This window comes from Pseudomonas sp. NPDC089554, from assembly GCF_050280645.1.
Taxonomy (GTDB): Bacteria; Pseudomonadota; Gammaproteobacteria; order Pseudomonadales; family Pseudomonadaceae; genus Aquipseudomonas.
On sequence record NZ_JBNNVR010000014.1, the window covers coordinates 1 to 13,082 of the forward strand.

10 protein-coding genes and 2 pseudogenes are annotated in these 13,082 nt (G+C 63.6%); 4 read left to right on the forward strand and 8 right to left on the reverse strand.

All coding sequences use genetic code 11. From position 1 onward, the window contains the following. Together ACQKPE_RS06690 and trxA are read right to left on the reverse strand one after the other, a co-directional pair. Positions 1–413 (reverse strand): Rho termination factor N-terminal domain-containing protein (locus ACQKPE_RS06690; RefSeq protein ID WP_427664311.1); only part of this gene is annotated, 413 nt, incomplete at its 3' end. A gap of 263 nt (positions 414–676) precedes the next feature. Further along, positions 677–1,006, reverse strand: a complete 330-nt coding sequence (gene trxA, locus ACQKPE_RS06695; protein WP_375099991.1) for a thioredoxin TrxA — start codon at positions 1,004–1,006, stop codon at positions 677–679. 287 nt (positions 1,007–1,293) lie between these two features. On the opposite strand from trxA, the pseudogene ppx reads away from it, so the two are divergent. After that, positions 1,294–2,795 (forward strand): annotated as a pseudogene (ppx, locus tag ACQKPE_RS06700) (exopolyphosphatase). On the opposite strand, the gene ppk1 reads toward ppx, so the two are convergent. Both ppk1 and hemB read right to left on the reverse strand, forming a co-directional pair. Next, complete coding sequence (gene ppk1, locus ACQKPE_RS06705) at positions 2,782–5,010, reverse strand: polyphosphate kinase 1 (RefSeq protein ID WP_427664313.1); 2,229 nt, start codon at positions 5,008–5,010, stop codon at positions 2,782–2,784. The pseudogene ppx and the gene ppk1 overlap by 14 nt on opposite strands. A 20-nt stretch (positions 5,011–5,030) precedes the next feature. Then, positions 5,031–6,041, reverse strand: a complete 1,011-nt coding sequence (hemB, locus tag ACQKPE_RS06710; RefSeq protein ID WP_427664314.1) for a porphobilinogen synthase — start codon at positions 6,039–6,041, stop codon at positions 5,031–5,033. 208 nt (positions 6,042–6,249) lie between these two features. Here hemB and ACQKPE_RS06715 point away from each other — a divergent pair, with 208 nt between their 5' ends. Further along, the gene (locus tag ACQKPE_RS06715) at positions 6,250–6,894 is read left to right on the forward strand and encodes a DedA family protein (RefSeq protein WP_427664316.1); all 645 of its coding nucleotides are present in this window, start codon (positions 6,250–6,252) and stop codon (positions 6,892–6,894) included. 501 nt (positions 6,895–7,395) lie between these two features. Here ACQKPE_RS06715 and ACQKPE_RS06720 read toward each other — a convergent pair. Next, positions 7,396–8,022: pseudogene (locus ACQKPE_RS06720) on the reverse strand (sterol desaturase family protein); the annotation flags it as partial. Positions 8,023–8,134: 112 nt separating this feature from the next. On the opposite strand from ACQKPE_RS06720, the gene elbB reads away from it, so the two are divergent. Further along, positions 8,135–8,800 (forward strand): isoprenoid biosynthesis glyoxalase ElbB, encoded by a 666-nt coding sequence (gene elbB, locus ACQKPE_RS06725; protein WP_427664318.1) that lies wholly within the window; start codon positions 8,135–8,137, stop codon positions 8,798–8,800. Between the two features lie 49 nt (positions 8,801–8,849). On the opposite strand, the gene ACQKPE_RS06730 is transcribed toward elbB, so the two are convergent. Together ACQKPE_RS06730 and abc-f are read right to left on the reverse strand one after the other, a co-directional pair. Next, positions 8,850–9,437 carry a mechanosensitive ion channel domain-containing protein gene (locus ACQKPE_RS06730; protein ID WP_427664320.1) on the reverse strand — a complete coding sequence of 196 codons (588 nt, stop codon included), beginning with the start codon at positions 9,435–9,437 and terminating at the stop codon, positions 8,850–8,852. Next, positions 9,437–11,347, reverse strand: a complete 1,911-nt coding sequence (gene abc-f / locus ACQKPE_RS06735) for a ribosomal protection-like ABC-F family protein (protein ID WP_427664322.1) — start codon at positions 11,345–11,347, stop codon at positions 9,437–9,439. The genes ACQKPE_RS06730 and abc-f overlap by 1 nt, the downstream gene beginning before the upstream one ends. Before the next feature lie 69 nt (positions 11,348–11,416). Here abc-f and ACQKPE_RS06740 point away from each other — a divergent pair, with 69 nt between their 5' ends. Beyond that, entirely contained in the window at positions 11,417–11,899 is a 483-nt protein-coding gene (locus tag ACQKPE_RS06740; protein WP_427664323.1) for a TIGR02444 family protein, read from the forward strand. Here ACQKPE_RS06740 and ACQKPE_RS06745 read toward each other — a convergent pair. Next, entirely contained in the window at positions 11,875–12,975 is a 1,101-nt protein-coding gene (locus ACQKPE_RS06745; protein WP_427664325.1) for an AlgP family protein, read from the reverse strand. The genes ACQKPE_RS06740 and ACQKPE_RS06745 overlap by 25 nt on opposite strands. Between the last annotated feature and the right edge of the window lie 107 nt (positions 12,976–13,082).

Consider the following 13,082-nt stretch of genomic DNA (forward strand, 5'->3'; position numbering starts at 1 on the left):
GTGGTCAAGTTATCGAACAGGATCTTGTTCTTCGCGTTTTCCGGACGGTCGAAGTTGATGGTGTCGACCTTCAGCAGGGCGAAGTAACGCTCCCCTTCCTTCGGCGGGCGGATCTTGCCGACGATGGTGTCGCCGGTGCGCAGGTTGAAGCGGCGGATCTGGCTGGGCGAGACGTAGATATCGTCAGGGCCGGCCAGATACGAAGCATCTGCCGAACGCAGGAAACCGAATCCATCCTGGAGAATCTCCAGCACGCCGTCACCCGAGATCTCTTCGCCGCTTTTCGCGTGTTTTTTCAACAGGGCGAAAATCACGTCCTGCTTGCGCGAACGGGCCATGTTTTCGATGCCCATCTGTTCGGCCATTTCCAGCAGATCGGTAATCGGCTTTTGCTTGAGTTCTGTCAGGTTCATAAGGGGAGTGACGTAATCATGTAAGAAGGGGGGAATTAAGCTTCTGGCTTAATGAAGCCGCGCCGCAAGATTGGCGACAGGATCGCGTACTGATTCGAATTAGGGATGCGTCGGCGACGGCGTGCAGAGGGCACTGGAGAAGCAGTGCGAGGCCGAATGTAACACTTGCTTTTTTCGGCGTCTACTGGTTTTGACTCGGCAAATATTGCCCCGTGATACCGCCGGGGCCAAGAAAAAGCCCCGCAGACGCGGGGCTTTTCAGGTCACAGGTGGGCGTCGAGGAACGCAGCCAGCTGGGACTTGGACAGTGCGCCGACCTTGGTGGCCTCGACATTGCCGTTCTTGAACAGCATCAGCGTCGGGATGCCACGCACGCCGTGCTTGGCCGGGGTTTCCTGGTTGTCGTCGATGTTCAGCTTGGCCACGGTCAGCTTGCCCTCGTAGGTAGAGGCGATGTCGTCCAGGACTGGAGCGATCATCTTGCAGGGGCCGCACCATTCAGCCCAGTAGTCGACCAGCACCGGGCCTTCGGCTTTCAGTACGTCGGCCTCGAAAGTGGCGTCGGTGACATGTTTGATCAGATCGCTGCTCATGGATATCTCCAGATTCGTAGGCAAAAAACGTGGCCCATCATAGCCGCACCCAGTGACGACAGGAAGCCGAACTCGATTGAGTGTATCTATAGTTGTGCAAGACGCCACGAATCGAAACCGTCATACAAGCGTCATAGCATTTGCCGACGGCCTTTATCAGACGCCTCTCACAGGCCGCTAAAAGAAGAAAGCACCTTGCCTTGCATCAAGCCCGGACGTGTCGCGCGTTGGCGTAACCTCGCGATCGTGGCACGATTGCCAGGTTATCGACCGAGAATTTCGAGATCATGCCGCATACCACCGCAAAGAACCTGTCGTTGATCGCCGCCATCGACCTGGGCTCCAACAGCTTCCACATGGTCGTGGCCAAGGCCCACCTCAGCGAGATACGCATTCTTGAAAGGCTCGGCGAGAAGGTTCAGCTGGCCGCCGGCATCGACGAAGAGCGCAAACTCAGCGAAGAAGCCATGCAGCGCGGGCTGGAGTGCCTCAAGCGCTTCGCCCAGTTGATCAACGGCATGCCCGCTGGCGCCGTGCGCATCGTCGGCACCAACGCCCTGCGCGAAGCGCGCAACCGCAACGAATTCATCCAACGCGCCGAGGTGATCCTGGGGCACCCGGTCGAGGTCATTTCCGGGCGTGAACAGCGCGCGTGATCTACCTGGGGGTCTCCCACACCCTGGCCGACACCCCCGGCAAACGCCTGGTGGCCGACATCGGCGGCGGCAGTACCGAGTTCATCATCGGCCAGCGCTTCGAGCCGCTGCTGCGCGAAAGCCTGCAAATGGGTTGCGTGAGCTTCACCCAGCGCTATTTCCGCGACGGCAAGATCACCCCGGCACGCTACGCCCAGGCCTACACCGCCGCGCGCCTGGAGCTGATGAGCATCGAGAACGCCCTGCACCGCCTGACCTGGGATGAAGCGATCGGCTCGTCCGGCACCATCCGCGCCATCGGTGCTGCCATCAAGGCCATGGGCCAAGGCAATGGCGAGGTCAACGCCGAAGGCCTGAATTCGCTCAAGCGCAAGCTGTTCAAGCTGGGCGAAACCGACAAGATCGACTTCGATGGCGTAAAGCCCGACCGCCGCGCGATCTTCCCCGCGGGCATGGCGATCCTCGAGGCCATCTTCGATGCGCTGGAACTGCAACGCATGGACCACTGCGACGGCGCCCTGCGCGAAGGCGTGCTGTACGACCTGCTGGGCCGCCACCATCATGAGGATGTGCGCGAACGCACCCTGAACTCGCTGGTGGCGCGCTACCACGTCGACCAGGGCCAGGCTGCGCGCGTCGAGCGCAAGGCGCTGCACGCCTTCGACCAGGTCGCCAAGGCCTGGGACCTCGAGGAAGGCAACTGGCGCGACCTGCTGGGTTGGGCGGCGAAAGTGCACGAGGTGGGCCTGGACATCGCCCACTACCACTACCACAAGCACGGCGCCTACCTGATCGAGCACTCCGACCTGTCAGGCTTCTCCCGCGAGGACCAGCAGATGCTGGCCCTGCTGGTGCGCGGTCACCGCCGCAACATTCCCAAGGACAAGTTCGCCGAGTTCGGCGACGAAGGCGTCAAGCTGATTCGCCTGTGCGTGCTGCTGCGCTTCGCCATCCTCTTCCACCACATTCGCGGCACCCAGCAGATGCCCCAGGTGCAGCTCAAGGCCAAGGACGACAGCCTTGAGGTGATATTCCCAGAAGGTTGGCTGGAGCAGAACCAGCTGACCCAGGCCGACTTCGACAACGAAGCGCAGTGGTTGACCCGGGTCAACTTCACCCTCAGCGTACGTTGAGCACCGGGTTGCTCAGGCGGTCCAGCAGGGTCGCCTGGGCGCTACGTGGGTTCTGGTTGCCGGTCGGCGTGCTACGCACGTAGCGCCCGTCCGGCTGCAGGGTCCAGGCCTGGGTGTTGTCGGTGAGGTAGCCCTCGAGTTCCTTCTTCACCCGCAGCAGCAACTTCTTGCCCTCGACCGGGAAGCAGGTCTCGACGCGCTTGTCGAGGTTGCGCTCCATCCAGTCGGCACTCGACAGGTAGATCTGCTCGTCGCCGCCATTGAGGAAGTAGAACACCCGGGTGTGCTCGAGGAAGCGGCCGATGATCGAGCGCACGTTGATGTTGTGCGAGACCCCCGGAATGCCAGGGCGCAGGCAGCACATGCCACGAACGACCAGGTCGATGCGCACGCCACACTGGCTGGCCTTGTACAGCGCCTTGATGACCTTGGCATCGGTCAGCGAGTTGAACTTGGCGATGATGTGCGCCGGCTTGCCGTCGAGGGCGAACTGGGTTTCGCGCGCGATCATGTCGAGCATGCCCTTCTTCAAGGTGAAGGGCGCGTGCAGCAGCTTCTTCATGCGCAGGGTCTTGCCCATGCCGATCAGCTGGCTGAACAGCTTGCCGACGTCCTCAGTGAGGGCATCGTCCGAGGTCAGCAGGCTGTAGTCGGTGTACAGGCGCGCGTTGCCTGCGTGGTAGTTGCCGGTACCCAGGTGCGCATAGCGAACGATCTCGCCCTGCTCGCGACGCAGGATCAGCATCATCTTGGCGTGGGTCTTGAAGCCCACCACGCCATAGATCACCACCGCGCCCGCCGCTTGCAGGCGGCTGGCCATCTGCAGGTTGGATTCTTCGTCGAAGCGTGCGCGCAGCTCGATCACCGCAGTGACCTCCTTGCCGTTGCGCGCCGCGTCCACCAGGGCGTCGACGATCTCCGAGTTGGCCCCGGAGCGGTAGAGGGTCTGGCGCACGGCGAGCACGTGCGGGTCCTTGGCGGCCTGGCGCAGCAGGTCGATCACCGGGGTGAACGACTCGAACGGGTGCATCAGCAGCACATCCTGCTTGCCGACCACGCTGAAGATGTTCTCGGCGTTCTGCAACAGCTTCGGAATGGCCGGGGTGAACGGCGTGTATTGCAGCTCCGGGTGGCTGTCCAGGCCGGTGATGCTGAACAACCGGGTGAGGTTGACCGGGCCGTTGACCTGGTAAAGCTCGCTTTCGCTCAGGCTGAACTGCTTGAGCAGGTAGTCGTAGAGGTGCTTCGGGCAGGTATCGGCCACTTCCAGGCGCACGGCATCGCCATAACGGCGCGAGAACAGCTCGCCACGCAGCGCGCGTGCGAGGTCGTCGACTTCCTCGGAGTCCAGCGCCAGGTCGGCGTTACGGGTCAGGCGGAACTGGTAGCAGCCCTTGACCTTCATGCCCTGGAACAGGTCGTCGGCGTGGGCGTGGATCATCGACGACAGGAACACGTAGTTGTCGCCTGGGCCGCCCACTTCTTCCGGCACGCGGATCACCCGCGGCAGCAGGCGCGGCGCCGGGATGATCGCCAGGCCCGAGTCGCGGCCGAAGGCGTCGACACCCTCGAGCTCGACGATGAAGTTCAGGCTCTTGTTCACCAACAACGGGAACGGGTGGGTCGGGTCGAGGCCGATCGGGGTGATGATCGGTGCGATCTCGTCGCGGAAATAGCGGCGCACCCAGGTCTTGAGCTTGGGCGTCCAATAGCGGCGGCGGATGAAGCGGATCTGGTGTTTTTCCAGCTCTGGCAGCAGCACGTCGTTGAGGATCGCGTACTGGCGCTCCACCTCACTGTGCACGAGCTCGCTGATCCGGGCCAGCGCCTGGTGCGGTTGCAGGCCGTCGGCCCCGGCCTGCTCACGGGCGAAGTTGATCTGCTTCTTCAGGCCCGCCACGCGGATCTCGAAGAACTCGTCGAGGTTGCTGGAGAAGATCAACAGGAACTTCAGACGCTCGAGCAGCGGGTAGGACTCATCCAATGCCTGCTCCAGCACGCGGATGTTGAACTGCAGCTGCGAGAGTTCGCGATGAATGTACAAGCTGCTGTCGTCCAGGCTCGGGACGGGGATCGCCGGGGCCGGTACGGGGGCGGCTTCGGCCACGACCTCCGGCTCGACGACGGTCGGCAGGTCCGCTGGGGTCTCGAGCAGCTCTTCCGGGAGCGCCTGGGCTTCCTTGATTTCGACAGGTGTGAGCACTTCGTTATTCATCTGACGTTCCTGTGAGGGCGTTACTGCCCTCTCAACAATTGAGCGGCACGCACGGCGAAATAGGTCAGGATGCCATCGGCGCCTGCCCGTTTGAAAGCGGTAAGCGATTCGAGGATGACTGCCTCGCCGAGCCAGCCATTCTGGATCGCGGCCATGTGCATGGCGTATTCGCCGCTGACCTGGTAGGCAAAGGTCGGCACGCGGAATTCGGTTTTCACCCGGTAGACGATGTCCAGGTACGGCATGCCGGGCTTGACCATGACCATGTCGGCGCCTTCGGCGAGGTCGGTGGCCACCTCGTGCAGGGCTTCGTCGCCATTGGCCGGGTCCATCTGGTAGGAGGCCTTGTTGGCCTTGCCCAGGTTCAGCGCCGAGCCCACCGCGTCGCGGAACGGGCCGTAGTAGGCGCTGGCGTACTTGGCCGAGTAGGCCATGATGCGCACATTGACGTGGCCGGCCTGCTCCAGGGCTTCACGGATCGCCAGCAGGCGGCCGTCCATCATGTCCGACGGAGCCACCACCTGGGCACCAGCCTCGGCGTGCGACAGCGCCTGGCGCACCAGGGCGTCGACGGTGATGTCGTTCTGTACGTAGCCCTCTTCATCGAGGATGCCGTCCTGACCATGGGTGGTGAACGGGTCCAGGGCCACGTCGGTGATCACGCCAAGCTCCGGGAAGCGTACGCGCAGGGCGCGGGTGGCGCGCTGGGCGATGCCGTCCGGGTTCCAGGCTTCGGCGGCGTCGAGGGTTTTCTTCTCGCTGGGCGTCACCGGGAACAGCGCCAGCGCCGGGATCCCCAGGCGTACCCACTCCTGCGCAGCTTCCAGCAGCAGGTCGATCGACAGGCGCTCGACACCCGGCATCGATGGAATTTCTTCACGACGGTTTTCGCCGTCCAGCACGAATACCGGAAGAATCAGGTCATCGACGGTCAGGGTGTTTTCACGCACCAGGCGACGGGAGAAATCGTCCCGGCGGTTGCGACGCAGGCGGGTGGCAGGAAACATACGGTTGGCGGGGGTAAAGCTCACGGCAGACTCCTGAGCCCGCGCAGACGGGCTAGCGTGACAGTTATAAGCGGCCATTATGACGTCTGTGTTACACCTTGAGGCAACCCTGCGACTCGCGGCCGCAGGCATTGTCCTCGTAGGAATTGTTCACCTCAAGACACATTTGGACACTTTCCCACAGGCGCGCGACGGAGTAGGCTGCGCGTTCATTTCGCCAGCACGCCAGAATATGCTTCAAGAATTCCTGAACGATTTCGGCTACTTTGCCCTTTTTCTCGGCACGTTCTTCGAGGGCGAGACCATTCTTGTGCTCGCAGGTTTTCTGGCGTTCCGCGAATACATGGACATCAAGGTAGTCATCGCGGTGGCCTTCTGCGGCAGCTATGCCGGCGACCAGCTGTGGTACTTCATGGGCCGCCGCCACGGGCGCAAGATCCTCGCCCGCAAGCCACGCTGGCAAGCCCTGGGTGACCGGGCCCTCGAACACATCCGTCGCCACCCGGACATCTGGGTACTGAGCTTTCGCTTCGTCTATGGCCTGCGCACGGTAATGCCGGTGGCCATCGGCCTGTCCGGCTACCCGCCGCGGCGCTACCTGTTGCTCAACGGCATTGGCGCGGCAATCTGGGCCGTGGCGCTGGGCTTGGCCGCCTACCACTTCGGCGCCATCCTCGAAGGCATGCTGGGCAGCATCAAGAAATACGAGCTATGGGTGCTCGGCGGCCTGCTGGTGCTGGGTGGCGGGCTGTGGCTACGCCGGCGTTTTCGCAACCAGCGCGCGGAGCGCCAGGCTGCGGCAGATCGCCAGACCCCAGAAGCTGAGCAAGCTGTACCCCACGAGCAGGAGCCAGGCCAAGGGCGTGACCGTCCCTAGGCCCAACACCCCAGCCAGGTAGAGCGCCGGCCCGTTCGACAGCAGGCGCGCCACCTCCAGACGCAACGCCCGGGGGCGATCCTCCAGCGCCGCCCCCAGCACGAACAGCCCCCCCGCCATCACCACCCACCCCAGCAGCAAGGCGGGGCCCGGCACACGCTCGGCCACGTCCATCAAGTAGCTGCCCAGCGCAATGTACAGCGCGAACTGCACCACCACATACACCTGCTGCGCCTTGCCCAAGGGCACCTCGAACTTGCGGAACAACGCCAGGTCCGGCTTGGTTTGAGGGTCCGCCTGGGCCACATCGGCCGGCCGCCAGCCGGTGGGCATGAACCAGATCCGCAGTTTGTCGCGCAGGCTGCGGGTACGCCGGGCATCGCTCCACAGCTGGGCATAGAACTGCAGGTTGGCCCACAGCGGGTTCCAGCTGGCCAGTGGTGTGGTCACGCCGAAGACGACCGGCTCACGCGGGTCTTCTTCCTGGAAAGTGCCGAACAGGCGATCCCAGAGAATGAACACACCGCCGTAGTTGCGATCCAAGTACAAAGGGTTCTGCGCATGGTGGACGCGATGGTTGGACGGCGTAATCAGCACCCACTCGAGCCAGCCGAGCTTCGGCACATGCCGGGTATGTACCCAGAACTGGTACAACAGGTTCAACGACGCCACGGTGATGAACACCAGGGGCGGCACGCCGAGCAGTGCCAGCGGCAGGTAGAAGATCCACGAAAAAATGAAGCCGCTGCTGGTCTGGCGCAGGGCAGTGGTGAGGTTGTATTCCTCGCTCTGGTGGTGCACCGAATGCGCCGCCCACAGCACGTTGCGCTCGTGCCCCAGGCGGTGCAGCCAGTAATAGCAGAAGTCGTAGAGCACGAACGCCAGCAGCCACATCCACAACGCGCCCTCAGGCAGGCGCAGCAGCGCCAGGTGTTCCCAGGCCAAGGCATAGGTGACCAGCCCCACGCCCTTGGTCAGCAGCCCGGTACTGGTCGACAAGGCACCGGTGCTGAGGCTGTTGATGGCATCGGCCAGCCGGTAGTTACGCTGGCCGCGCACACGGTCGGCCACCAGCTCCACGGCGATCAACACGAAGAAGAACGGCACGGCCAGCAGAATCAGGTCCATGGGCAGCGTCTCTTGGGCTATCGCCAAAGATTAGGCCCAGCCGTGGGCGAACCCTATGGCCACATCTGCCAAACTAGAGGACATTTAGCGCCTCGACACTGGAGTAATGAGCATGACGAAAAAAGTTGCGGTGATTCTTTCCGGCTGTGGCGTATATGACGGCGCCGAGATCCACGAAAGCGTGATCACCCTGCTGCGCCTCGACCAACGTGGCGCCCAGGTGCAATGCTTCGCGCCGAACATCCCGCAGATGCACGTGATCAACCACCTGACCGGCGAGGAAATGCCCGAGTCGCGCAACGTGCTGGTGGAGTCCGCACGCATCGCCCGTGGCGAGGTGAAGGACATCCGCGAAGCCAAGGTAGAAGAGTTCGACGCGCTGATCGTGCCCGGCGGCTTCGGTGCTGCGAAGAACCTTTCCAACTTCGCCGTCGAAGGCGCTGGCTGCAGCGTGCACCCCGATGTACTGGCCCTGGCCGAAGCCTTTGCCGACGCCTGCAAGCCGATCGGCCTGATCTGCATCTCCCCTGCCCTGGCGGCGAAAATCTACGGCCCTGGCGTGGTCTGCACCATCGGCAACGATGCCGATACCAGCGCGGCGGTGGTGAAGATGGGCGGCACCCACGAGGAATGCGATGTGCACGACATCGTCGAGGACACCCAGCGCAAGCTGGTGACCACCCCGGCCTACATGCTGGCCAAGTCGATCAGTGAAGCGGCGGGCGGGATCTACAAGCTGGTGGACCGCGTGCTGGAACTGACCCACCAGGACGACTGAAGCATGCAGCGCATTGGACGCGGGCAGGCCCCGCGTCCGTAGCAATGGCTCAGTCCGCCTGGGGCGTCGTGTCCTGCAGGGCCAACTGGGCCTCGGCGCCGCGCCAACGGCGCACGGCCTTCTGGAAGAACTGGCTGTTCGGCACCTGGACCAACGCGCCACCCGCCTCCGGGGTTTCCATCAGCGTGGTGTACAGCAGGTTGATGGCAATGACCCGGCCCTTCACCCCCGGCTTGTCGGTGGTATCGACCAGTTCCACCACATCGCCGATGCGAAACGGTCCGACGGTGAAGATCAACACCGCACACAATAGGTTCGACAACACGCTCCAGATGGCGAAGAACGCCACCGCCGCCACTGCGACGAAACCTGACAAGGCTGTCCACAGCACCGTGGCGGAAACGCCCATGCGCTCCAGCACGAACAGCAACGCGCTGCCAACGATCAGCCAGCGCAGCCCTGCACGCACCGGCACCAGCAGCTCTGGCGGCAACGGGTAACGATCCCCCAGGCGGCTGAGCGCCCGGGCGACGATACGTTGCAGGATGAACGCGAACGCCAGGATCAACAGCACCTGAAGCCCCAGCCAGAACGCGTCCATCCATTGCCCCGGCAGCAGCCCGCGCAACTCCTCCATCAGGACAACGCCTCAAGTTCGGTCTGCATGCTTTCCAGCGTTTCCAGGGCTTCCATCCACGCCTCTTCCAGCTCGCCTTCACGCTGCTTGAGCTTGCTCTGGCGCGCCAGCAGGTCGCGCAGCTCATCCTTGCGCGCGTTGTCGTAGAGGCCGCTGTCGCCCAGGGCGGTTTCGATTTCGGCCAATTGCGTGTGTACCTGGCCCAGCTCGGTTTCAAGCTTATCGGCAGCGCGCTTGTGCGGTGCGAGCTGCTGGCGCAGGGCGGCAGCGGCTTGGCGCTGGGCCTTCTTGTCGGTCTTGTCCGGGTTGACCGGGGTGCTGCTGGCCGGTGCGCTGCGCTGGCGGAAGTCGATCAGCCAACGGCTGTAGTCGTCCAGGTCGCCATCGAAAGTTTCGACCTTGCCGTCAGCCACCAACAGGAAGTCATCGGTGGTGCTCTTGAGCAGGTGACGATCGTGGGAAACCACCACCACCGCGCCGCTGAACTCTTGCAACGCCATGGTCAGGGCCAGGCGCATTTCCAGATCAAGGTGGTTGGTCGGTTCGTCGAGCAGCAGCAGGTTCGGGCGTTCCCAGGCAATCAGCGCCAGGGCCAGACGGGCTTTCTCACCACCGGAGAAGTTCACCACCGGCTCATCCACACGGTCACCGTGGAAGTCGAAACCGCCAAGGAAGTCGCGCAGGGTTTGCTCGCGCTCGGTCGGGGCCAGGCGTTGCAGGTGCAACAGTGGGCTGGCCTTGTCATCCAGCGAGTCGAGCTGGTGCTGGGCGAAGTAGCCGACAGCCAGGTTTTCGCCACGCGCCAAGCGCCCGGCGATGGGTTCGAGTTCGCCTGCGAGGTTCTTGATGAGCGTCGACTTGCCCGCGCCGTTGGGGCCAAGCAGGCCGATACGCGCACCGGGGACCAATTGCAGCTTTACCTTCTCGAGGATGGCCTTGTCGCCGTAGCCCAGGCGCGCTTCGGAGAGGTCCAGCAATGGGCTGGAAAGCTTGTGCGCCTCGCGGAACACGAAGTCGAACGGCGAATCCACGTGGGCGGCCGACAGCTCTTCCATACGCTCTAGGGCCTTGATCCGGCTTTGCGCCTGGCGGGCCTTGGTGGCCTGGGCCTTGAAGCGGGCAATGTACTTTTCCATGTGCGCGCGCTGGGCCTGCTGCTTCTCGTAAGCCTGCTGCTGCTGCGCCAGGCGCTCGGCCCGGGTGCGCTCAAAGGCGCTGTAGCCGCCCTTGTAGAGGTTCAGCTTGCGCTGCTCGACGTGCAGCACATGGTCGACCACAGCATCGAGGAAGTCGCGGTCGTGGGAAATCAGCAGCAGCGTGCCGGGGTAGCTCTTGAGCCAGTCCTCCAACCAGAGGATGGCGTCGAGGTCGAGGTGGTTGGTGGGCTCGTCGAGTAGCAGCAAGTCGGACGGGCACATCAGCGCCTGGGCCAGGTTCAGGCGCATCCGCCAGCCACCGGAGAAGTCGCCTACGCGGCGGTCCATCTGCTCGCTGGTGAAACCAAGCCCAGCCAGTAGCTTGCGGGCGCGTGCATCGGCGGTATAACCGTCGGCGTTGTCCAGCTCGCTGTGCAGCCGCGCCACGGCGTTGCCGTCGTGGGCCTGCTCGGCGACAGCAAGTTCAGCCTGGATGGTACGCAGGCGCAGGTCGCCGTCGAGCACGTAGTCCACGGCCAGGCGGTCGAGGGTGTCGACCTCCTGGCGCATGTGCGCGATGCGCCAGTCACCGGGAACCTGGCAGTCGCCGGCATCCTGGGACAACTCGCCGCGCAGCAAGGCGAACAGGCTGGATTTACCGGCGCCGTTGGCACCGATCAAACCGGCCTTGTGGCCGGTATGCAGGGTCATCTCGGCGCCTTCTAGCAGGCGCTGTGGACCACGCTGTAAAGTGAGGTTGGATAGTCTGATCATGATGGTCGCGGAGTCTATCAGCTTCCGGATGGGCCACACAGGCCACTCGATCATTGGTGCGAGCGAACCATGCACGACGAACTTTGGAATCATGCCCTGGCCTTGTACGCACGGCCCGGTGTGGAAAGCGCCTGCCTGGCCTTGCAGGCGTTGGGCGCCGATGTGTGCCTACTGCTGTGCGCCACTTGGCTAGAGGCGCGCCGGGTACCCGCCAGTGCATTGCGCGCAAGTGAGCTGAGGGCGATTGCCGAGCCGTGGCAGCGGGATGTGGTAGAGCCGTTGCGTATGCTGCGTCGTCAGTGGCGCAGCCTTGCACAGGGTGATGTGCAACTGGCGGCACTGCGCGAGCAAGTCAAGGCATTGGAGCTGGACGCGGAACGCACCTTGCTTTGGCGTTTGCAGGCCCATGCCCAGCAGTGGCCCGCAAGCCCGGATGGGCCTACGGGAGACTGGCTGGAGTGGCTAGCGCCGGAGCAGGCCGGCGGCCACGACGCGCTGCGACAGCTGCGCGCCGCGGCCCAGGGACGTCAGGACGCCGTGGACGGCGATTGAGCCGGGGTGCTGGACGGAGCGGATGATGCCGTGCCGCCAGGGTTTGCCGAGTTGGTGGCTGGGGCCGGTGTGGCGGCAGGGGCAGCAGCGGGTTTCGCGGCTACGGGTTTAGCGGCAGGCTTGGCGGCGGGTTTCGCAGCAGCGGGTTTAGCCGCAGGCTTGGCGGCGGGTTTCGCAGCAGCGGGTTTGGCCGCAGGCTTGGCGGCTGGCTTCGCAGCAGCGGGTTTAGCCGCAGGCTTGGCGGCTGGCTTCGCAGCAGCGGGTTTAGCCACAGGCTTGGCAGCGGGTTTCGCAGCGGCGGTTTTAGCCACAGGCTTGGCGGCGGGCTTCGCAGCAGCGGTTTTAGCCGCTGGCTTGGCAGCGGGTTTCGCAGCAGCAGTTTTAGCAGCAGGCTTGGCAGCGGGTTTCGCAGCAGCGGGCTTAGCCACAGGCTTGGCGGCGGGTTTCGCAGCGGCGGTTTTAGCCACAGGCTTAGCGGCGGGTTTTGCAGCAGCGGTTTTAGCCGCTGGCTTGGCAGCGGGCTTCGCAGCAGCGGTTTTAGCCGCAGGCTTGGCAGCGGGCTTCGCAGCAGCGGTTTTAGCCGCAGGCTTGGCAACGGGCTTCGCAGCAGCGGTTTTAGCCGCAGGCTTGGCGGTTGGTTTAGCCGCAGCTTTGGTAGCGGGCTTGGCCGCCGGAGTACGCGCCCCCAGTGCCTTGCCAGCAGCTTCACGAACCTTGCCGACGCCTTGGGCCAACTTCAGGCTTTCCTGGGCATCGCGCTTGAGTTGCTGAATATAAGTACGGGTTTGCGTCTGGCGATCCTTCAGCGAATCGAGCAAGGTTTCAAGTTCGCCGATTGCATCTTTGGCTTTACCCTGGGCCTTGGCTTTTCCAGCCTTGGCGGCATCCTGCAACTTCAGGCGGGCATTGTGCAGTTTCTCCTGCGCCTTGCCGCGTTGTTTCTCCAACTTGGCCAGCAGTTTTTCCGCATCAGCCAGCGCTTGCGAGCAGGCCTCTTCCAAATGTTCGAGCAGGCTACCGGAAAGTTGCTGGAGCAGGTGCAAAGGCGTACTGACTGGCTTGTTTTTGGCCGACATGGCTTACCTCCTGGCTGACGAGATTGCGGCTCATACTATGCTTCTGCTGCTACCGCCGCTAGGGCATGTTGACAGTATTGTTGGCGCCGCGTTGCATGCCTGGGCAA